The organism is Halobacillus sp. ACCC02827, from assembly GCF_030291935.1.
Classification (GTDB): Bacteria; Bacillota; Bacilli; order Bacillales; family Halobacillaceae; genus Halobacillus.
The window spans coordinates 2200000-2221628 of the sequence record NZ_CP128168.1 but is presented as its reverse complement, the minus strand read 5'-3'; the positions used below and the strand labels follow the sequence as shown (position 1 = coordinate 2221628).

The following is a 21629-nucleotide window of genomic DNA, read 5'->3' as shown; positions in this document are numbered from 1 at the left end:
GACCTTTATGGTCCACCCTTTTTGTCAGGATTGTTTCTGTTCTTCTTTCTTCAAGCGTTCTTTCTCATAATGTTCTTCAGCGAGTTTGTCGACTTCTTTCTTCAATTCTTCCACCATGATATCTTCCGGTACCTTACGGATGATTTCCCCGTGACGGAACAATAGTCCTTCGCCTCTTGCTCCAGCGATTCCAATATCCGCTTCTCTCGCTTCTCCCGGTCCGTTTACGGCACATCCGAGAACGGCCACTTTGATCGGGGCTTTGATCGTCTGGATGTATTCTTCGACTTCATTGGCAATGGAAATCAAGTCGATTTCAATACGTCCACACGTCGGGCAAGAGATTAGTGTCGCTGCATTGGCAGCAAGACCGAAGGATTTCAGAAGTTCCTTCGCCACTTTTACTTCTTCGACAGGGTCGGCACTCAAACTGATGCGGACTGTGCTGCCGATTCCTTTACTAAGAATCGCACCAAGGCCTGCGGCACTTTTTACAGTTCCGGCAAAAAGCGTTCCTGATTCAGTAATTCCCAAGTGGATCGGATAAGTGAAGGCTGCTGCCGCTTTCTCATAAGCTTCAATAGCCAGTTTTACATCCGAAGCTTTAAGGGAAACAATAATATCATGAAAATCAAGATCTTCCAGGATTTTGATATGATGCAATGCGCTTTCCACCATACCATCCGCAGTCGGATATCCATATTTCTCAAGGATATGACGTTCCAGGGAACCGGCGTTCACACCGATTCGGATGGGAATGCCTTTCTCTTTAGCTGCTTTTACGACAGCTTCCACTTTCTCGCGGCTTCCGATATTTCCCGGATTGATGCGGATCTTATCCGCGCCGCCTTCGATCGCTTTTAATGCCTTTCTGTAATCGAAATGAATGTCGACGACCAACGGGATGTTGATGCGTTTTTTGATTTCCGGAATGGCATCGGCTGCGCGGTCATCCGGACAGGCGACACGGACAATTTGACATCCTGCCTCTTCCAGACGCTTGATTTCGGCAACGGTCGCTTCCACATCGTGTGTTTTGGTTGTGGTCATGGACTGGATGACTACTTCGTCCGATCCACCTATGGTCACGTCGCCGACTTTTACGGGACGGGTATCTTTTCTGTGCGTAATTGGCATGTAAAATCGCTCCTTTATTTATTAACAAAAAGGTATGCAAGGTTATTTTCCAACCTTCATTATAAGGGCTACCGGCAGAAAAGAGAAGCATAGACACTCAAAAGAGATGCCGGTAAGGCAGGAACCCTTCGTAATTATTGGTACCCATGGAATTATACCATGCCGTGGAATTTAAAAAAATGGATAACGTTTGAAACGAATCCGTCTGCTCGCACGTATAAAGTATCATAGAAGGAGAGGAAGTGAAATGCCGTGTTAACCTATGACTGGGTCGCCTTATTCATTACCTTGCTCGGGACGATGTTCCTCATCGGAGAACTCCTTGTCAATATGCGGGGGGTCTTCGCGGTTCTCGGTCTCGGATTCATAACCGTTTATTTTTCCAGTTATCTAGCGCCGGAGATGTTCGTCATTATGATGCTTGTGTATTTACTCGGCATCGCCTTGATCATCATTGATGGAAAAGTCGTCAATGATGGGACACTTGCGACTATTGGAGCCGTTACAATGATTATTGCCGTCGGTTTCAGTGCCCCCAACTGGGTTGCCGGCCTATACAGCGTGATCGGTGTAATTATCGGCGGGGCCGCCTCGCTCGTATTTCTTAAAGTGTTCAAACGTCGGGATATGTGGACGAAGATGACGTTGAATGACCAGCTCACATCAGAAATGGGATACAATTCCATGAACGAATCTTACAGTCATTTAGTAGGCAGCAGTGGAACAACGTTGACAGACATGAGGCCTGTAGGGACGATCCGTGTGAATGGAAAAGAGTACAGTGCCGTATCCAATGGAAAGTGGCTGGGCAAAGGAGAATCGATAAGGGTGGCTGCTGTGGACGGGACTAAAATACTGGTTGAAAAGACTTAAAATTACAATTCATTAATACATCATTCATATTCGCTCAACAAATCTCCTTCATACTTTGGAATGGAATGATTCAACGTATGGGAGTGGAGAGGTTTGTTAAATGATGTTGGAAGGAAATTTAAACAGCGCAGGATGGGTAGCAGAAGACGATCTTTAAGCTTTCAATGGAGATTATCGCTCGTCCTTGCGCTCTTTTTGTTAATAGCGGTAATTCTTATTGGTTTCCTTTCCTATTCAAAAGCGAAAGAAAGTCAAATGCAGTTTATCCAGGACCGCCTGGACAGGGAATTGGTGATGATACAGGATATTTCGAAGCAGCTCATGTATGCCTTTGTAGGAGAGGAGGAACAGTTTCAGAAAAGAATGCAGGTCTATGTCAACGCTCAGCAAGCTCAACTGGTACAGGACGGCCTGGATGCTGAAATGTATCTTCTTACTGATTCTGGAATCATTACTTATTCTTCCAATAGGGAGGAGATCTTTCCAGAAGAGTATTTGGATAAAATAAAGGAAACGGAAAGTGGTACGAAAACATGGAAAGTGGATGGGGAGGAGATCCTAGTCACCTTTGCTCCCGTTCAGGAGTTGCAGGGCATATACATCATCCGTATACCTGCTGCCGATATTATGGAGGAAATCAACAATCTGGCCGCATATATCTTCTTTATAGGAGTGCTGGTATTTGTCCTTACCGTTCTGGTGGTATATTGGGCCGTGAAGAAGATAGTCCGGCCGCTCAACCGCTTGGAGGGCGTGATGGATAAAGCCGGGGAAGGGACGTTGAAGGACCCGTCTTTTGTGAAAACAACGATACCGGAAATACAGTCCTTGAAAAAAAGTTACAGCAAACTGATCAGCAAAATAACTGGAATCTTGTCCTCCGTTACTGCTGCCGCTCACCGGTTGGGAGAAGGTGGGGAAGGTTTAAGAAGAGCTTTTGAGGGGATGGACCAGTCAAGAAATAAAATCATTCAAGACACAGAACTTTTACGGGAATCTAGCCGACAAACTATCTGTCATCTCAATAAAGAAAAAGAAGTTTTTCAAGACTTAACGGAGATGTTTGAAAGCTTATAACAGGAACTGGAAGTAATGTGGAAACAACAAGAGGCAATGAAGGGTGCGATTATGACTGGACAGGAAGGGATGAATGCAATGGACCGTTCTTTTCTTCGGTTAAAAGATGAAATAGAAGAAATGAGGGAACGGGTCGGAACGTTTGAGCGGTATATGTCCACCATTAAAGATTCTGGTTCTTTGATTCAAGCGATTGCAGAGCAGACAAGAATGCTTGCACTGAATGCTTCAATCGAAGTAGGGAGAACAGAAGGAGAAGGTCGGGGCTTCCACGTCATAGCAGAAGAGATTCGAAAGTTAGCCGATCGTTCGAAGTCGGCAGCGATAGAAATTGATCAGCGTATGAAAGATGTTTTGTCTTTAGGAAGATACTTCTCCGATAAATGTAAGGATTTAGGCAGAGAGATCGAAACGCAGGAGAGGATCGTCGACAGTGGAAAGGATAGCTTCCATGAAATTATGACTGGGATGGAAAGCCTCCGTGCCTATATGGACCTTTCGGAAAGTCATTTGATTACAGGCAAAGAAGTCATTCCTAAAATGGCGGACGCTCAGAATGGAATGGACCATATCGTACATAAACAATCCACATACACCGAAGACCTTTTCGAAATCATGAACCATCATCAGACAGACATGAGAAACTTAGAAGAGATTCAGACCGGCATCACAGAGATGACGAAGGAAATGTTGGCCTTGGTTTTGTCCAATCAATGGAAGGTTGAAGTGGAGACACATGAGCCGGCGGACGGACGGGGCTCTGAGAAGCTAAAGTCCCGCATAGCATCTTAACAAAGGAGCACCTTAAACACAGGTGCTCCTTTGTTGTGTCGGGTTTGTAAGGAAGGAAGAGGGTATAGAGTATTGTCCTTTGTAAATTTAATGTTAAGATTCATTTTTATCCTTTACAAATAAAGAGCGCATCGTTAATAATGAATGAGGTGTTTTTAATAGATAAATATAAAAATGTACAACTTGGATGAGGAAAGGGTGGAGAAAAATTGGATATCAACGTGCAGCAGATGATATTTGAATTCATCGGCGGACTCGGTATTTTCCTTTTTGGTATTAAGTATATGGGGGACGGACTTCAGAAAGTAGCTGGAGACCGCCTGAGAGAACTGTTAGATCGCTTTACCAGTAATCCATTGATGGGTGTCATCGCTGGTATGGTCGTAACGATCCTCGTTCAAAGTAGTTCGACAACTACTGTTTTGACCGTCGGACTTGTAAACGCTGGTTTTATGACATTCCGACAAGCAATCGGAGTTATTATGGGGGCCAATATCGGTACGACGTTTACAGCGTTCATCATTGGTATCGATATTAAAGCTTACGGTCTTCCGATCTTAGCAGTCGGTGCCCTGATGATTTTCTTCTTTAAGAATAAAAAAGTAACAAATATTGGACAAACCGTCTTCGGTCTGGGATCTCTGTTCTTCGGACTGGAGCTCATGAGCGGTGGAATGAAGCCTCTCCGATCCTTGGAAGCTTTCCACGAATTGACGTTAAGCATGAGTGAAAACCCGATCCTCGGTGTCGTCATCGGTACATTGTTCACCGTTATTGTTCAGAGTTCCAGTGCAACAATTGGAATTCTGCAAGGGCTGTTCGGGGAAGGTCTGGTCGATTTACAGGCAGCTCTTCCTGTGCTTTTCGGGGATAACATCGGAACGACGATTACTGCTGTCATCGCAGCTATCGGTGCCAGTGTCGGAGCGAAGCGTGCGGCTACCGTCCACGTTATATTCAACGTAATTGGAGCAACGGTATTCTTAATCCTTCTTCATCCGTTTACGCTTTATGTCGGCTGGCTTCAGGATAAATTTAATCTGGGACCAGAAATGACCATTGCTTTTGCCCACGGATCTTTCAACATTGCTAACACGATCGTGCAGTTCCCGTTCGTAGCTTTCCTTGCTTGGCTCGTCGTGAAGCTGGTACCTGGAGATGACTCTTTGATCGACCATAAGCCGCAGCATTTGGATCCGATCTTTATTGAACAGTCTCCATCTCTTGCGCTCGACCAGGCCAAAGAAGAAGTGGTCCGCATGGGAGAGTATGCATATAAAGGCTTGGAGGAAACGAGCCTTTACTTGAACAGTAAACAGCAGAAACACTCAGAAATTGCTTTGCAGATCGAAGAAGCCTTGAACAATCTCGATCGGAAGATTACCGACTATCTTGTCGATCTTTCCCAAGCTTCCTTAACGGACGAAGAGAGTAAGAAACACTCCACCCTTATGGATTCTGTCCGGGATATCGAGCGTATGGGAGATCACTTCGAGAACATTATCGAGCTGATCGATTACAAGAACTCCAACAAGGTGAATTTGACACCGCAGGCAATCGAAGATTTAAATACGATGATTGATTTGACTTTGATGACGGTGAAACAGTCCATTAAATCTCTGGAAACAATGAGCAGAGAAGAAGCGCTCGCCGTTGTTCAGAAAGAGAATGAGTTGGATCGTATGGAAAGAAGCTACCGCAAGAAGCATATCATTCGTTTGAATGAAGGCGTCTGTACAGGACAGGCCGGTATCGTCTTTGTAGATATGATCAGCAACCTGGAACGTATCGGCGACCATGCCGTGAACATTGCGGAAGAAGTTCTTGGTGAAAAAGAAAGCCTGTAATTAGTATAAACGGCCATTTATAATGGCCGTTTATCTTTTTTTTATCCATGAAATACTTTTCTTTTAAAAAACCCTTGAACTATTCTGGACAGGATGGTATATTATTCTTGTCGCCAAAAACGACACCGAAAAAACTTGTTGACATTACAGTTCGTAAATGTTATATTAATAAAGTCGCTTCAAGCGATATCATGGCGGTGTAGCTCAGCTGGCTAGAGCGTACGGTTCATACCCGTGAGGTCGGGGGTTCGATCCCCTCCGCCGCTACCATACATATTAAATAGAAACATGGCGGTTGTGGCGAAGTGGTTAACGCACCGGATTGTGGTTCCGGCATTCGTGGGTTCGATTCCCATCAGCCGCCCCATGTGGACCCTTAGCTCAGCTGGTTAGAGCTATCGGCTCATAACCGATCGGTCGCAGGTTCGAGTCCTGCAGGGTCCACCACATACATGATACGGAGGAGTACCCAAGTTTGGCTGAAGGGAGCGGTCTTGAAAACCGCCAGGGGCTTTACGGCTCGCGGGGGTTCGAATCCCTCCTCCTCCGCCATCATACATAATGATACGGCTCGGTAGCTCAGTCGGTAGAGCAACGGACTGAAAATCCGTGTGTCGGCGGTTCGATTCCGTCCCGAGCCACTTTTGAAAAAGAACAAGCCTTAAGGCTTGTTCTTTTTTTTAGCAACAGCCGAGTCTCCCCTGTTCCGATGATTCCGACACCAAGCTTCTTCTCTCCGTAATTTTATGCGTATGTATTCTTCGTAGGATGAAGAATAGGACGTGAAAATTTCATGTTTGAATTTCTATTCAGGGGGAATTCTTAATACCGGAAGAGAAATAGCTTTCTTCCGGATGCAAAAAATTTGCATGTCATTTTGCGGTTTGATAATGTAAGATGAGAAGCGAGGCTTCTGTTCTTACATATTAATTTAAAGGAGGAGTTACATTATGGCTAAATTTGAACTACCAGAACTACCTTACGCCTATGATGCACTAGAACCAACAATCGATAAGGAAACAATGAACATCCACCATACGAAGCACCACAACGGCTACGTTACGAAACTGAACGGCGCGTTGGAAGGTCACGCGGATCTTCAGGACAAATCTCTTGAGGAATTGCTTGCCAATAACCTTTCTGTCGTACCGGAAGAAATTCGTACAGCTGTTCGCCGCAACGGTGGTGGACATGCCAACCACAGCTTGTTCTGGACAATTCTTTCTCCGAATGGCGGCGGTGAGCCGGCAGGAGATCTTGCTACGAAGATCAATGATACGTTCGGAAGCTTTGACAAGTTCAAAGAAGAATTCGAATCCGCAGCAACAGGCCGTTTCGGTTCCGGTTGGGCTTGGCTAGTAGTCAATAATGGCAACCTTGAAGTAATCGATACCCTTAACCAGGATTCACCGATTATGGAAGGAAAAACTCCAATCCTAGGTCTTGACGTTTGGGAGCATGCATACTACCTGAACTACCAAAACCGTCGTCCTGACTATGTTTCCGCATTTTGGAACGTTGTCAACTGGGATGAAGTATCGAAGCGCTTCGACGCTGCAAAATAACTAAATGAGGAGAAGGGTACGGATTTATATCCGTACCCTTCTTTTTGTATATCTCCTTTTGTTCTGATAACACTAAAGAGGAACACAAAGGAGACGTGGATTTATGGTGAGCAGCTTGCGAACGTGGCTCGGCCGCGAAGACGTACCGAAAGATTTGTTGTTGTTGCTTTTGATCGGAGGCTTATACTCGCTTGGCATCTTCTTATCCAGTACATTTGTGAACATATATTTGTGGAAGCAATCCAACAGCTATACAGATATAGCCATGTATAATTTGGCCATTTATGTCATGCAGCCATTGACATTCATCTTTGCTGGAAAGTGTGCCAAACGAATCGACAGAGTCATTGTGCTTAGAGCCGGGGTGACCGTTTTATCTCTTTTCTTTATGACGGTATTGATTGTAGGGGAACGGGCGGCCGAGTTCAATATTATGCTCGGCGCACTGCTTGGTATCGGCTATGGCTTTTACTGGCTTGCCTATAATGTCTTGACCTTTGAAATTACGGAACCGGAAACGAGGGACTTCTTCAACGGATTTCTAGGGGTTCTACAGTCCCTTGGTGGAATGAGTGGACCACTGCTTGCTGGTTTCATCATTTCCCGGCTGAATAATTTTACAGGATACACCGTCATCTTTACGATATCTTTCAGCTTATTTATCGTAGCGGTGCTTGTAAGCTTCGGTTTATCGAGAAGGAAGGCGGCGGGGGTATTTTCTTTCAGGCAGATTGTAAGGGAGAGAAAGCGAAACGGCAATTGGCGAAAAATCCTTCATGCCCACGTATCTCAGGGCTTCCGGGAAGGGATCTTCTTGTTTGCTGTCACCATCTGGATTTTTCTAATGACCCAGAATGAGCTGTCGCTTGGCGTTTTCAACCTGGTTTATTCCGGCTTCTCCTTCCTTTTTTACTTCCTTGTAAGTAAAATAGTGAAGCCTTATAACAGAAAAAAGGCCATCTTCATATCGGGGCTTGTCTTATATTTGAATGTCCTGCTTTTGCTCATCAGTGATACGATGCCGCTCCTCCTTTTATACGGTGCCATTGCCGGAATGTTCTTCCCGCTGTTATATGTTCCCTATGTCTCCCTGACCTATGATGTGATAGGGAAGTCCTGGAACGCTGCCGAAATGAGGATCGAATACATCGTTGTGCGCGAAATTTTCTTGAATATCGGCCGTGTCGTATCGATTATCATTTTCCTTCTGGCGATTGCGCTCATATCTCCGGAAACGGGAATTCCTTATATTCTTTTGATTGTAGGTGGAGGACATTTCTTCATTTACTTCTTTATAAAAGGGATTGATACGAGGGTGTCCAGAGCGTCACATAATTGAAACATAATCCCATGTTCTCCTATCCTTCATAACAGGAAAAATGCTATAATGATGGAAGGATTTTTTTAAGAAGGAGAGGAGTCCATGGGGAAGAAAAACAAGAATAAATACAATCAGAATTCACATCTTCCTTTCCGTTTGAACATCGTGTTTTTTGTTGTCTTTGTCCTATTTGCAGCGATCATTCTGCAGCTGGGTGTCGTACAGATACTCAACGGGGAAGAAGCACAGGATGAAATTGACCGAACAGAGAATACGACTACGACCATACCGGTCCCCCGCGGGGAAATGTATGATCGCTATGGAAGGGTAGTCGTCGATAATAAGCCGCTGTATTCCATTACATACACGCCGTCCAAAGGGGTACAGGCGACGGATAAATTGGAACTGGCAGAGAAGCTTGCCGCGTACATCGATATGGACCATGATAATTTGACCGATCGGGATCTGAAAGAGTATTTCTTCTTATTACATGAAGAAGAGATTACAGAACGGGTCGAAGATAAAGTCGATGATGATATGGATAATGGAGAAGTGTATAAGGTTCAGCTCGACAGCATCAAAGATGACGAAATTTCCGGCTATGATGATCAGACGAAGGAAGTCATCGCGATTAAGAAAGAACTGGACCAGGCCTACGCGCTTGCTCCGCACGTGGTGAAAAATGCAGATATATCGGAGAAGGAGTATTCTGCTGTAGCGGAAAACTTGGAGATGCTTCCCGGTATTAACGTAACCGCAGACTGGGAACGCGACTATCCTTACGAGTCCCTGTTCCGCAGCTACATCGGAGGCATCACGTCAAGCAAAGAAGGTATCCCGAAAGATCAGATGGATCGTCTCATGTCGCTCGATTACAGTCGGAACGACCGTGTCGGCGTCAGCGGCCTCGAACAGCAGTATGAGGACGTCTTAAGAGGAACAAAAGAGAAAGTCCAATACGAAACTGACAGCCGCAACAACGTTGTCAACACGAAAGTCGTGAGAGAAGGAGAGCGGGGGAAAGATCTCGTTCTGACAATCGATGCGGAATTACAGGAACAAGTCGATAAAATCGTCCAGGAGGAGCTGGCGGCTGCCATTCAGAAGGCGCCGGGACAGAACCGTCATTTAAGGTCCTCCATGGCTGTCGTCTCCAATCCGAAGACCGGTGAGATTCTAGCCATATCCGGTCAGCAGTACAACCGCGTCATCGAAGAGGGCAGCTCGCGGTTCACCGACGTTTCCCACCAGGCGGTGTACAACTCGTACACTCCGGGGTCCTCTGTTAAGGGAGCGACGATTTTGACCGGTTTACATGAAGGAGCTATTCAGCCCGGTCAGACATTCTTTGATAAACCAATGTATCTGGCCGGAGAAAGAAAAGCCTCTTTATCGCAGAATAACGGAACGGTCAGTGACATTACCGCCCTGCAGAAATCTTCGAACGTGTACATGTTCTTCCTTGCTCGACGACTGGGTGGGGACTACGGCATGGATTACAGGATCCCTGGGCTTTCGTTAAAAGAGGGAACGTTCGATAAATTTGTCTATAATTTCAATCAGTTCGGGTTAGGTGTAGAAACAGGCATTGATTTCCCTTATGAATCGGTTGGAGTAAAAGGGGAAATTACGCAACCCGGGGAGATTCTCGACTTCTCCATCGGGCAGTTCAGCAGTTATACGGCGATGCAGCTCAATCAGTATGTATCCACGATCGCGAACGGCGGTTACCGGATTCAGCCGCATCTTGTGAAGAGCATTCACGACCCTTCCCAACAGGAGGGACTGGGACCGATATACAAAGACTATGAACCAAAGGTCTTGAATCGTATCGATATGGATCCCTCCTATATCGAACGGGTGCAGGAAGGATTCCGCCAAGTATTCCAGACGAGCGGGGGAACGGCGAGCAGCGTGTTCTCCAGTCCTGCCTATAAAAAGTATAAAATGGCAGGGAAGACTGGAACAGCGCAAGCACCGGCTACCGTCCCGGACGGGCAGGGCGGCAATATCTATGTAGAGGAATTATTGAACAAAGTGCTGGTAGGGTATGCGCCTTACGATGATCCGGAAATCGCCTTTTCCGTCGTTACCCCGCACGTCGGTGAAGACGCCAACAGTACGTTCAATGTCAGTAACAATATAGGTGCCCGGATCGGCAAAGCCTACTTCGATCTGAAGGAAGAGCGCGCAGAGAAGGGCTTGACGATGAGTGGAGATGAAGAACAGGCACAAGGAACAGAAGAAGAGCAGACGACCGAAGAAGAGTGATGCGAAAGCATCGCTCTTTTTTTCTATTTACAAAACCTTTACGTATAGTTCATATGTCCTTAAAATACCCCCGTTATGATGTAGTTGTGGGTCGGCCGGGGCCGCCTACATAGATCTGAAAAGATATAGGGGGAGAAAAGAAATGAAGAACTTGAAGAAGTTTGCACTACTTTCTGTATTAATGCTTGTACTGGGTGTATTAGCGGCATGTGGGTCGGACAACGATTCATCTGCAGAAGGTTCTGATTCCAAAAATGGAGACGGAGTATCCGGTCCAATCGCCATTGACGGTTCATCTACTGTATTTCCAATCATGGAAAACCTGACATATACGTATAACCAGGACAATCCGGATGTCAATGTGACAGTTAACGCTTCCGGATCAGGCGGCGGATTCAAGAAATCAACGGTCGGAGAAATCGACTTGAGCAATGCTTCCCGTCCTATTAAGGAAGAAGAGATGGCTGCAGCAGAAGAAAACGATGTACAGTTGGAAGAGCTTGAACTTGCCTATGATGGTCTTTCCGTCGTAGTAAGTAAAGAAAACGACTTCGTAGACGAATTGACAATCGATCAGCTGAAGCAGATCTTCCTTGATTCTTCTGATGCACAAACTTGGTCTGACATCAATCCGGAATGGCCGGATGAGCAAATCAAAATCTTCAGCCCTGGTCACGATTCCGGTACGTTCGACTACTTCAATGAAGTCATTCTTGAAGAAGAGCCGATGAAAGAAGGCAAGAACACGACCCTTTCTGAAGACGACAACGTACTTGTACGCGGAATTGAAAATGATCCAAATGCAATCGGATTCTTCGGATACGCTTACTATGCAGAGAATGAAGACAAGCTTAAAGTCCTTGGTATCTCTGAAGATGGTGGAGAAGCAGTTAAACCGAATCCAGAAACGATTCAGGATGGTTCTTACACACCGCTTTCCCGTCCATTGTTCACTTACGTAAACGTGGATGCATACAAAGAGAAGGAGCAGGTTCAGGATTTCACAACATACCTGCTTGAGAATGCCGGTAAGGCAGCAGAAGAAGTTGGTTATGTAGCTCTGCCTGAAGAGAAGTATCAAGAACAGCTGGAAACAGTAAAAGGCTGGACGGAATAATAAATTTGGAAAACTGAACAAGGAGAGGTGAGACTGATTCTGGTCTCACCTTGCCTTATGGATGAGAGGAGTTTTGAAGATGGACAAAGGATTGCAATCAGAGGGGAAAATGATTGATGTCCAACAGATGATAGAAGAGAACAAAAGAAAGAAAACCATGGGGGAGCGTATGGAACGTGTCATCCCGTTCTTCCTTCTATTGTGTGCAGCCGTTAGTGTACTGACAACAGCAGGTATTTTGTTCACATTGTTACGGGAGTCTATCGGATTTTTCTCCGAGGTGAATCTCTTTGATTTTTATACAGGAACCCAGTGGTCCCCGTGGTCCGGGGAATATGGGATTGCCCCATTGATCGGTGGAACGCTTTTGATTACATTGATCGCTACAGTTGTAGCAGTTCCGCTCGGATTAATGTCCGCTATTTTCTTGAGTGAGTACGCAAGTGATCGAGTAAGAAGGATTATCAAGCCGATTCTGGAAGTGTTGGCTGGTATTCCTACGGTCGTTTATGGATATTTCGCATTGACGTTCATTACACCTTTGTTTCAGTCCTTCATTCCTGACTTAGGAATATTCAACGCCATGAGTGCAGGTGTCGTCGTTGGAATTATGATTATTCCCATGATCGCCTCTTTGTCGGAAGATGCAATGAATTCCGTGCCGAACGCGCTTCGGGAAGGTGCGTATGGACTAGGTGCAACCAAGTTGGAAGTTGTCTTCAAAGTGGTCCTTCCAGCTGCATTCTCTGGAATTGTCGCTTCCGTCGTTCTCGCTGTATCGCGGGCCATTGGAGAAACGATGATTGTAACGATTGCGGCAGGTGCCACCCCTAATATGACATTCAACCCTACGGAATCCATTCAGACGATGACGGCGTTTATTGTGCAGGCGGCAACGGGTGATACGACGTTTGGATCTACAATCTATTACAGCCTTTATGCTGTAGGAATGACGTTGTTCGTCTTTACGCTTGTCATGAACCTAATTGCACAATTTATATCACGCAGGTTCAGGGAGGAATATTGATGCTTGGACAAAAGGAACAAACCATAAAGAGACGAATGGAAGGAAGAGTAGCTGTCAATAAAATCATGATGGCACTGTTCGGGCTTGCGACCGCTGTAGGACTCGTCTTCCTCGTCCTGCTCTTTTATCGTGTATTGACTCAAGGAATTGGCTATTTAAGCTGGGATTACATTTCTAACTTTCCTGCTCCCTATCCGGAAGAAGCAGGAATTTATGCCGGTCTCATCGGTTCGATCTTTCTTATGATCATCGTTGCGATTGTATCGGTGGTCATAGGCGTGGCTACGGCCATTTATTTAGAGGAATATGCACCGAAGAATAAGATGACGGATTTCATCCGTGTCAATATCCAGAACCTTGCCGGCGTTCCATCTATCGTGTTCGGTCTACTGGGTCTGACATTTTTCGTTTACATGTTCAGCTTCGGTTATACCTTGCTTGCTGGAGGATTGACGATGGCTCTCTTGATTCTTCCGGTCATCGTTGTAGCTGCGCAGGAATCCATCCGGTCTGTACCGGCGGAAATTAAAGAAGCGTCATACGGAATGGGAGCTTCCAAATGGCAGACGATTCAGCGGGTAATCCTGCCGGCTGCCGTACCTGGTATTCTGACGGGAACAATCATTGCCCTTTCCAGAGCCATCGGAGAAACGGCTCCGCTCATCATCGTCGGAGCGGCCACAGCGATCTATACGCTGCCGGAATCGCTGCTTGCGAAGTACACGGTCATGCCGATTCAAATTTATAACTGGACGGGCCGCCCGCAGGAAGAATGGCAGTTTGTTGCAGGGGCCGGGATCATCATTCTTCTTGCCGTATTGCTGCTCATGAACTCTATTGCCGTTGTAATCAGAAACAAATATCAAAAACGTTTTTAACTTGGATGAGGAGGGTTTCTCATGATGAAAGTCATGGATAAAACAAAAAAGAACCAAACGACACCAGCGGTGGATCAGACTGCGGACCATGGTAGCAAGGAAAGCATGAAGAACATCATGGAAGTGGAGAATTTGAACCTTTGGTACGGATCAGACCAAGCACTGTACGATGTGAATATGGAGATTCCGGAACGAAATGTGACGGCAATTATCGGCCCATCGGGTTGTGGGAAATCTACATTCCTGAAAACGTTGAACCGTATGGTGGAAATGGTGCCGATTGTAAAGACATCCGGAAGTATTAAATACCGGGATGAAGAAATATTCAACAGTAAATTCAAGAAGGAATACTTGCGGACGAAAGTCGGTATGGTTTTCCAAAAGCCGAACCCTTTTCCAAAATCCATCTATGACAACGTTGCTTACGGACCGCGTATCCATGGAATCAAGAAGAAAGCGGTGCTGGACGAAATCGTAGAAAAAAGTTTAAAGGGCGCTGCTATTTGGGATGAGCTTAAAGATCGTCTGAACGAAAATGCCTATGGTTTGTCCGGTGGTCAGCAGCAGCGTGTATGTATTGCCCGTGCTCTTGCCGTGGAACCGGATGTCATTTTAATGGATGAGCCGACTTCGGCCCTGGATCCTATTTCTACAGCTAAGGTCGAAGAGCTCGTTCAGGAGTTGAAGAAGAAATACAGCATCATCATCGTCACTCACAATATGCAGCAGGCTGCGCGTATATCTGACAAGACAGCCTTCTTCCTAAACGGGGAATTAATCGAATATGCCGCTACGGATGACCTGTTCCAAACCCCTAGAGATAAACGTACAGAAGATTACATTACAGGCCGTTTCGGTTAAGAAACAAAAGGGGGATACTATGACGACACGAACACACTTTGAAGAAGCACTTGATGGTTTAAAGAAACAGATTCAGGATTTGGCTTTATCGACGAAAGAATCTTTGGACACGGCTATCCATGTTTTCTACGAGGGAGACCTGGAGGGAGCAAGGAAGATCATGGAAGAGGATGAATGGATTGATTTAAAAGAAGAAAAAATCAATGACGAAGCGATTCTTATGCTGGCAAAGCAGCAGCCTGTTGCCAGGGATCTGCGTAAGATCATCATTTCCATCAAGATATCTGCAGATTTGGAAAGAATGGCAGACCATTCCACGAACATTGCGAAGGCAACGCTTCATCTTGGTGAAAATCATGGGATAGCTATCAACCCGGAACTTAGGGAAATGGCGGTCATGGCGATGGACATGGTTGACCTCGCCATCAAGGCTTTCGAGTACGAAGATATTTCCCTTGCGAGGAAGCTTCAGGAAATGGATGATATCGTGGATGACAAATACGGGAAAATTACACGAGAAACACTTGAATTGACGGCGATTAACCCGGAACAGATCCAGCATATCATGCAGGTTTCCTATGTGGCGCGGTATATCGAGCGTTTCGCTGATCATATCACGAACATTGGAGAGAACATTTATTACCTGGTTAAAGGGAAGACGCTTGATTTGAATAAATAATGAAAAGGCCGCCAAAAGGCGGCCTTTTTCATTATTTAGTAGAGATGGCTTCCGCTATTTCTTCCATAGACATGTTGGAATTGACGGTAACGGTACCCTGGCGTATATATCGGCTGTAATCGTTCTCCTCCATGTAGTCGGAGAGAGCGTCCGGGTCTTGAAGGATGTTTGTTCGGGCCAGTTTCTCAATAATATCAGGGAGCGTAGTTCCTGCTGTTATATCAAGGGAAAATGTGTGGACAGCTGTATCAGGCTTGGCAGCTTCCACAGGCTGTTCAGCAGTAAGGGCAGCCCTTTCGTCGCTGGTCATAACGGCATATCCATCATCTTCCAGCTGGCTGATCATTTCCTCTTTCGCAGGCAGCTGCCTGCTCTCCACTTTCTTAACCGGTTCGTCCGTAATCCAAAGGAATCCTGCAAGGATAAGAGCGGAAGTCATCAATCCCAGGGAGAAGGCTCTGAGTGACGTCTTCATTGCTTCACACCTGCCGCTTTCTCTTCCTCAATCAAGGACTCCACCGTATGTTCACTGAGTTTTGTCTGTTTCGCTATGTAATGTGTCTTATAGCCTTTTCTGTACATATGCAGTACGGTTTCTTCAGCCGGAAGGTCTTCGGGAACAGGCGCGGACGGACGCGGGGAAGCCGGGCGCGGAGCTTTATCTTCCACTATATGATCACTTAAAAGTTCTTCTTCCAGGACCTTCATTTTCTTTTTCATTTGATAATTGTTCTGCATCATCGTAAGAGAGACCTGCTCTACCTGCTTCTCTACTTCCTTCACACGATCTTTCATGAAAAAAGAGAGGATGAACAGGACCGCGGCAATGATGACGATGGTACTAATGATGGATATCATAAAAACCACTCCTTTTTTTTCTCCAAAATTAGTTATATCATAGATGGTCTCCGGTGACTATGGGTTTTCCGATGTTTTCCGTGAATATATACTTGAAAGGAAAGTTTCTTTTTGTTATTATGATTAAGTCTGATAGTGAAGGATAGACAGTGAATTCGATGATGATTAGGAGGAATACACATGCGCGTAAATATTACACTTGCTTGCACTGAAACTGGTGACCGCAATTATATTACTACGAAAAACAAGCGTAAAAACACAGAGCGTCTGGAGCTTATGAAATACAGCCCACGCCTAGGTAAACACACGCTTCACCGTGAAACGAAGTAAGCAGTAGGATTTTTTCCTACTGTTTTTTTTGTATCAAAAGAAGGGAGAGGACGTTGTGGACAAGACGGAGCTACGTTTCAGAGGAAAGCGTCTGCTTAAAGGGATTGGTGCCGGGGATAGGGAGAAGCTGGAGGCATCTATGCAGGAGAACCTGTTCCGCAGTTCTTTATGGAAGACAGCCGACGTCATAGGGGTGACGCTCTCCCAGGCTCACGAATGGTCGACTAAGGGGATCATTGAGGAAGGGTGGCGGGATGACAAAACGATTGTTATACCGAAGTGCTTCCCTGATACGAAACAGATGGCATTTTACCGCCTGGAAGATTACGACCAGCTGGAAAAAGTGTATTTCGGTCTTTTAGAGCCGGATCCCGAGCGAGCCGAAATGGTCGACAAAATGCAGATTGATCTTCTTCTCGTACCAGGGCTGTTGTATGACGCGGAAGGATACCGGATTGGGTACGGAGGGGGCTATTATGATCGTTTCCTGGAGGATTTCCGAGGGACTACGATGATGATGGCAGCGGAAATGCAGCAGCAGGAAAGGCTTCCCATCGAATCTTATGATCAGCCTGTCCATTATATTCTGACAGAGTCAGGCATCCGTTCCACAGTGGAAAAGTGAAGGAACTTAACTTTTCATGAATAAGACTACATCCGCCCGCGGAAAATAGGGATATCACAGAAAAGAGTCGAGGTGGTTTGGATGCGCCGTTTCTTCCGTTGGGCGGTTTTCGTGAGCACCATGATCAGTACGCTGTATCGCTACCGGTATATGGTTCTCGATGTGGTGGCGAAGGTCCCTGTATTAAGGAGAATACTGGTCCGTTTCTCGATGAACATTCCTTGGATCAGAGAAAGAATGCTGAGCCAAATGTTTCGAAGAGGTGGAGAGTAAAGCTGTCAGGTTCCCTGATGGCTTTTTTTGTGCACGCTATTAGCCCGCTTGAATGCCGTCATGGTATGATGAACGGGAAGAGGGGGGAATCGGTTGTGTTTATCGAACAGGAGTTTCACTTATGGAAAATGACCTATGATTTAGTGTTAAACAAAGGTTTCCAAGTTTTACATATGAATACTCAAGCAGGGGAAGTCTGGCTTGAGAAACAATACAAACGGAAAAATCATGTCGTCCGCATGAAACATAAACAAATCAATTGGAGAAGTGAATGGAAAAGAGATTTGGAAATCACCCTCACCCAGCTTAATCAAAATAAACAGCTGTTCCGCGGGGCGAAAGTCGTCTTTCATTCCATTTATATATCCGAGCATCCGCCGGTTGATGATTGGGAGGATGTGTCCGAAATCACGTCCTCATTTAAGACGACGACGGAGCTCTACTATCTCCATGATGAGAACAAGAGGGAAGGGACAGCAAAATTCTATGATCAATTAGGCTTGACGCCGATGGAAGAGACCGGAGATTGGGATGCAGATCAGAAAGAGGCTGCCATTCCTCAGCTGCAGCGTCAGATTGTAGCTCATCATGAAAGAAAGAAACAGGAAGTACAAGAGTTGTTCGGAAATGGAAAGCCGTTCGTCACTTATCTGCTTTTGGCTGTGAACGTCGCCCTGTTTCTTTTACTGGAGTGGGCGGGGGGAAGTACAAACGTGGAAACCCTCATTGAGTATGGAGCGAAATTTAATCCTGCAATCATGGAGGGGGAATGGTGGAGGCTCGTGACTTCCATGTTCCTTCATATTGGTCTTATCCACTTAATGATGAACATGCTTGCGCTCTATTATATAGGAACGGCAGTGGAGCGTATTTACGGATCGTGGCGTTATATCATTATCTATCTGCTTGCCGGAGTATTCGGAAGTGTTGCCAGCTTTATGCTTAACCCACAAGTCTCCGCAGGTGCTTCCGGGGCGATATTCGGATTGTTTGGTGCCCTGCTGTATTTCGGAGTTTGGAACAGACGGTTGTTCTTTCAGACGATGGGCTGGAATCTGCTGTTCATTATTGGACTGAACATCGCTTTCGGACTATTTGTTCCACAAATTGATAACGGAGCTCATATGGGTGGGTTAATCGGCGGTTTTATCGCAGCGGCGATCAGTCAGCTGCCGAAACAGAAGCGGCCAGGGCTGCGGACGGTGTCGGTGCTCGTATTTGCAGCAGCTCTTGGGGCGATGGTCCTTCTCGGATGGAATGGCACATTCAACGGCGGCCAGGTCTTTTCGGAAGTACAGAAAACGCAGGAACTAAATGAACAAGGGGAGTTTCAGGAGGTCATCGATCGTACGACAGATGCGTTGGAGGCCCCTGACTTGTATGAAGCGGAGCTTTTGTTTAACCGTTCTTATGCGTATTTTCAAGAAGGGGAGACCGCTCTTGCAGAGAAGGATCTGAATAAAGTCGTAGATCTAGCTCCGGAGATGGCCGAAGCTCATTATAATCTCGCTCTTCTGTATGAAGAGCAGGGAGATATAGAGAAAGCAGCCTCTCATGCGAGAGAGGCTGCCCATTTGGTTCCCGGCAATGAAGATTTCCATCGGTTTTATCAGGAACTCAATCAATAATATTGGAGCAGCTGATGTTTCTTACCTGTGTCGTCTTCATACAGAACCATTACATGCTTCCCCTTTTTATCGAAGAGAAGGAGTGGGATATAGCTTTGGATCGGGTGGCTGGATTTCGTATCATGGATACCCAGAATGTAGTTCTTATACAATCCTTCCCAAAGCTGTCCCTTAATCCTCTCTGACTGCCCTTTAGGAACTCCTGGAAGTTCTTTATCTTCAAAGTCTGCCAGGCGTGTGAGGGGAACAGCGGTATAGTCGCTTTCTTTCACTTGAAAGTGAGCGAGAAGCTCATCCCACTGGGCGCGGATCTGTTGATTAATGGTATGATCAAGCCGTTGTTTCCACTCTTCTTCCTCCGGTGTTTCCGGGGATGTAAAAGAGGTGCGCTTCGTATGCGGAGAATCGATGACGTAGAGCTCATCTCCGGATGTTGCCTGAATGCTCCTGATTGCTTCCTCCCCTTGATGAAGCTCACCGTGATGGAACGATACCGCTTGATATTTCTGACTGTCCTCTCCGTGGATGCTCGTTTTCTTCTTGATGATGGACGCGTTCTCCTCCCATTTGCTCACCACTCCTTTTAGTCTTCCATTTACATATAGAAGGGAAACATCCTGACGCAGATACATCGGTTTTTCGCTCTCGGAAGAAACTTCCCAAACCACTTCATATTCATCTTCGTCTTCCTGGCCGGAAAATTCCAGACTCGTCCCAAAAGATTTGAATGCCGTTGTCTCATCCAGCGGGAAATATTTAATGACTGCTTCTTCCGTGTAAGATTGTGTGAACACAGCGATGGTGGCGGCTAATACGAGCAAACCCAGCACCCAATAAATCCATACCTTCTTCACCACTACCAACTCCCTTGAAGGCTGAAAGCTATTCTATATAGGGAGGATATGATGTTTTTCTCCGGGACATGCCTGTGAATTCCTTGATCGTCCATGCATGATTCCTCTTGTTTGGAAAAAACTAACCGGTAGCAAGGAAGAAGGAGGAAATGCTGTGGAGGAACAACGGTTATTTCAGGACTACTCAAAAAATGTTTCCTATATGAAAGAGCGGCTCGGTGTGGATGAGAGCTTTGACATGATCCACCTTGATCTCGTCTACGCAGGCAGGGGCATGTCCCTGTTCATGGTCGACGGCTTTGTGAAAGATGATATACTCCACTATTTAATGAAGTTACTATCGGAGCTTGATAAAGATCAGCTTGAGCCTGATCCGCTGGAACGCCTGCTTCGAACACACCTTCCTTATATAGAACTGGATAAGCAAAAGGATTTAAATAAAGCAGCAGATACGGTATTGGCAGGACCAACGGCGCTTGTCGTGGAAGGTGTGGATGAAGTCATACTCATCGATGCCAGGACGTATCCGGTACGCGGCCCCCAGGAGCCCGATTTAGAGCGGGTGGTTCGAGGATCCAGGGACGGTTTTGTTGAGACGATCGTTTTTAATACGGCACTAACACGGAGAAGAGTGAGGGATCGCTCCCTTCGGATGGAGTACTTGCAGATTGGAAGACGTTCCCAAACGGATGTGTGTATCTGCTATATTAAAGACATCGCAGACACAGAACGCGTCGAGCACCTCCAGCGTGTGTTGAAAGAGATCGATACGGATGCTCTTCCAATGGCGGAGAAAACGATCGAAGAATATATCAGTGGGAGATATTGGAATCCTTACCCTGTCATTCGATATACGGAAAGACCGGATACAGCCGCCGCCCATCTATATGAAGGGCATATTCTGGTCATCATTGACGGATCACCAAGTGTAATGATTACGCCGGCTACTTTTTTTCATCACTTGCAGCACGCGGAGGAATACCGGCAGAAACCGCTTGTCGGCGCATATTTGCGCTGGGTTCGTTTCTTTGCATTCTTTGCGTCTATCTTTGTATTACCTTTATATTTCCTTTTCTCTAAACAGCCGGAATTACTGCCGGAATTATTGTCATTTATTGGTCCATCAGAGGCGGGAATCATTCCGCTGATCATCCAGTTCCTGATTGCCGAGATCGGTATTGACATGCTGCGTATGGCGGCCATCCATACACCATCATCGCTCGGGACAGCACTTGGTCTTGTAGCGGCGATCTTAATCGGACAGGTTGCCGTCGAAGTCGGCTTGTTCTCGAGTGAAGTCGTCCTCTATTTAGCACTCGCTGCCGTGGGTACGTTTGCAACACCGAGCTATGAAATCGGTCTCGCAGACAGACTCTCACGAATGGCGCTGTTGTTGTTTACCGGTGTGTTCGGAGTGAAAGGGTATGTCATAGGTGTGACGTTTTGGATATTGTATCTTGCGAACATGCAGACCTTTAAGACTCCTTATTTGTGGCCGTTTCTTCCTTTCGCCTGGAAGCCGTTGCGGGATGTCCTGCTCCGTTCACCGATCCCTCTCAAAAACAGACGGCCTGCGTTCCTGCATCCCCAAGACCCCGACCGTTAATGGTATCGGG

General features: G+C 46.1%; 21 protein-coding genes and 5 tRNA genes. 22 read left to right on the top strand and 4 right to left on the bottom strand.

Translation table 11 applies throughout. The features are described 5' to 3' along the window. Window positions 1-24 precede the first annotated feature (24 nt). A complete protein-coding gene (gene ispG, locus QRD89_RS11835; RefSeq protein ID WP_193743888.1) occupies window positions 25-1131 on the bottom strand; it encodes a flavodoxin-dependent (E)-4-hydroxy-3-methylbut-2-enyl-diphosphate synthase in 1107 nt (368 codons plus the stop codon). A gap of 258 nt (window positions 1132-1389) precedes the next feature. Here ispG and QRD89_RS11830 point away from each other — a divergent pair, with 258 nt between their 5' ends. The 17 genes from QRD89_RS11830 (at window position 1390) to phoU (ending at window position 15445) form a co-directional block, all read left to right on the top strand. Then, a complete protein-coding gene (locus tag QRD89_RS11830) occupies window positions 1390-2010 on the top strand; it encodes an NfeD family protein (RefSeq protein ID WP_026577204.1) in 621 nt (206 codons plus the stop codon). Window positions 2011-2103: 93 nt separating this feature from the next. Beyond that, window positions 2104-3087 carry a PDC sensor domain-containing protein gene (locus tag QRD89_RS11825; RefSeq protein WP_286095311.1) on the top strand — a complete coding sequence of 328 codons (984 nt, stop codon included), beginning with the start codon at window positions 2104-2106 and terminating at the stop codon, window positions 3085-3087. A gap of 15 nt (window positions 3088-3102) precedes the next feature. After that, entirely contained in the window at window positions 3103-3879 is a 777-nt protein-coding gene (locus QRD89_RS11820) for a methyl-accepting chemotaxis protein (RefSeq protein ID WP_286095310.1), read from the top strand. A 209-nt stretch (window positions 3880-4088) separates the two neighbouring features. Beyond that, on the top strand, window positions 4089-5726 hold the full coding sequence (locus QRD89_RS11815; protein ID WP_286095309.1) for a Na/Pi cotransporter family protein: 1638 nt from the start codon (window positions 4089-4091) through the stop codon (window positions 5724-5726). 193 nt (window positions 5727-5919) lie between these two features. Further along, window positions 5920-5996 (top strand) — tRNA-Met (locus QRD89_RS11810). A gap of 21 nt (window positions 5997-6017) precedes the next feature. Then, a tRNA-His gene (locus tag QRD89_RS11805) sits at window positions 6018-6093 on the top strand. Between the two features lie 3 nt (window positions 6094-6096). Next, window positions 6097-6173: transfer RNA gene (locus tag QRD89_RS11800), tRNA-Ile, on the top strand. Between the two features lie 12 nt (window positions 6174-6185). Then, a tRNA-Ser gene (locus QRD89_RS11795) sits at window positions 6186-6278 on the top strand. Window positions 6279-6294: 16 nt separating this feature from the next. After that, window positions 6295-6367: transfer RNA gene (locus QRD89_RS11790), tRNA-Phe, on the top strand. Between the two features lie 309 nt (window positions 6368-6676). Further along, window positions 6677-7291 (top strand): superoxide dismutase, encoded by a 615-nt coding sequence (locus QRD89_RS11785; protein WP_008636963.1) that lies wholly within the window; start codon window positions 6677-6679, stop codon window positions 7289-7291. A gap of 103 nt (window positions 7292-7394) precedes the next feature. Continuing rightward, window positions 7395-8630: an MFS transporter gene (locus QRD89_RS11780; protein WP_008636964.1), complete on the top strand. Its 1236-nt coding sequence runs from the start codon at window positions 7395-7397 to the stop codon at window positions 8628-8630. A gap of 84 nt (window positions 8631-8714) precedes the next feature. Next, window positions 8715-10883: a peptidoglycan D,D-transpeptidase FtsI family protein gene (locus QRD89_RS11775; RefSeq protein ID WP_286095308.1), complete on the top strand. Its 2169-nt coding sequence runs from the start codon at window positions 8715-8717 to the stop codon at window positions 10881-10883. Window positions 10884-11025: 142 nt separating this feature from the next. Further along, window positions 11026-12000, top strand: a complete 975-nt coding sequence (locus QRD89_RS11770; RefSeq protein ID WP_286095307.1) for a PstS family phosphate ABC transporter substrate-binding protein — start codon at window positions 11026-11028, stop codon at window positions 11998-12000. A 79-nt stretch (window positions 12001-12079) separates the two neighbouring features. Then, window positions 12080-13027, top strand: a complete 948-nt coding sequence (gene pstC / locus QRD89_RS11765) for a phosphate ABC transporter permease subunit PstC (protein WP_008636970.1) — start codon at window positions 12080-12082, stop codon at window positions 13025-13027. Beyond that, the gene (pstA, locus tag QRD89_RS11760) at window positions 13027-13905 is read left to right on the top strand and encodes a phosphate ABC transporter permease PstA (RefSeq protein WP_062513782.1); all 879 of its coding nucleotides are present in this window, start codon (window positions 13027-13029) and stop codon (window positions 13903-13905) included. The genes pstC and pstA overlap by 1 nt, the downstream gene beginning before the upstream one ends. A gap of 105 nt (window positions 13906-14010) precedes the next feature. Then, window positions 14011-14766: a phosphate ABC transporter ATP-binding protein PstB gene (gene pstB / locus QRD89_RS11755; protein ID WP_008636974.1), complete on the top strand. Its 756-nt coding sequence runs from the start codon at window positions 14011-14013 to the stop codon at window positions 14764-14766. 19 nt (window positions 14767-14785) lie between these two features. Then, window positions 14786-15445, top strand: a complete 660-nt coding sequence (gene phoU, locus QRD89_RS11750; protein ID WP_008636976.1) for a phosphate signaling complex protein PhoU — start codon at window positions 14786-14788, stop codon at window positions 15443-15445. Window positions 15446-15476: 31 nt separating this feature from the next. Here phoU and QRD89_RS11745 read toward each other — a convergent pair whose 3' ends face one another. Both QRD89_RS11745 and QRD89_RS11740 read right to left on the bottom strand, forming a co-directional pair. Then, window positions 15477-15920 (bottom strand): hypothetical protein, encoded by a 444-nt coding sequence (locus QRD89_RS11745; protein WP_008636979.1) that lies wholly within the window; start codon window positions 15918-15920, stop codon window positions 15477-15479. After that, complete coding sequence (locus QRD89_RS11740) at window positions 15917-16303, bottom strand: response regulator transcription factor (protein WP_008636981.1); 387 nt, start codon at window positions 16301-16303, stop codon at window positions 15917-15919. The genes QRD89_RS11745 and QRD89_RS11740 overlap by 4 nt, the downstream gene beginning before the upstream one ends. A 180-nt stretch (window positions 16304-16483) precedes the next feature. On the opposite strand from QRD89_RS11740, the gene rpmG reads away from it, so the two are divergent. From rpmG to QRD89_RS11720, 4 genes are all read left to right on the top strand, one after another. Continuing rightward, window positions 16484-16633, top strand: coding sequence for a 50S ribosomal protein L33 (rpmG, locus tag QRD89_RS11735; RefSeq protein WP_008636983.1), 150 nt, complete (start codon window positions 16484-16486; stop codon window positions 16631-16633). Window positions 16634-16688: 55 nt separating this feature from the next. Continuing rightward, window positions 16689-17258 carry a 5-formyltetrahydrofolate cyclo-ligase gene (locus QRD89_RS11730; RefSeq protein WP_008636986.1) on the top strand — a complete coding sequence of 190 codons (570 nt, stop codon included), beginning with the start codon at window positions 16689-16691 and terminating at the stop codon, window positions 17256-17258. Window positions 17259-17339: 81 nt separating this feature from the next. After that, window positions 17340-17531: a protein YqgO gene (yqgO, locus tag QRD89_RS11725; RefSeq protein ID WP_008636994.1), complete on the top strand. Its 192-nt coding sequence runs from the start codon at window positions 17340-17342 to the stop codon at window positions 17529-17531. Between the two features lie 95 nt (window positions 17532-17626). Further along, window positions 17627-19159, top strand: coding sequence for a rhomboid family intramembrane serine protease (locus tag QRD89_RS11720; protein WP_286095305.1), 1533 nt, complete (start codon window positions 17627-17629; stop codon window positions 19157-19159). Here QRD89_RS11720 and QRD89_RS11715 read toward each other — a convergent pair. Beyond that, window positions 19153-20013, bottom strand: a complete 861-nt coding sequence (locus QRD89_RS11715) for a hypothetical protein (protein ID WP_062513776.1) — start codon at window positions 20011-20013, stop codon at window positions 19153-19155. The genes QRD89_RS11720 and QRD89_RS11715 overlap by 7 nt on opposite strands. Window positions 20014-20215: 202 nt before the next feature. On the opposite strand from QRD89_RS11715, the gene QRD89_RS11710 reads away from it, so the two are divergent. After that, on the top strand, window positions 20216-21619 hold the full coding sequence (locus tag QRD89_RS11710) for a spore germination protein (protein WP_051348876.1): 1404 nt from the start codon (window positions 20216-20218) through the stop codon (window positions 21617-21619). Window positions 21620-21629 lie beyond the last annotated feature (10 nt).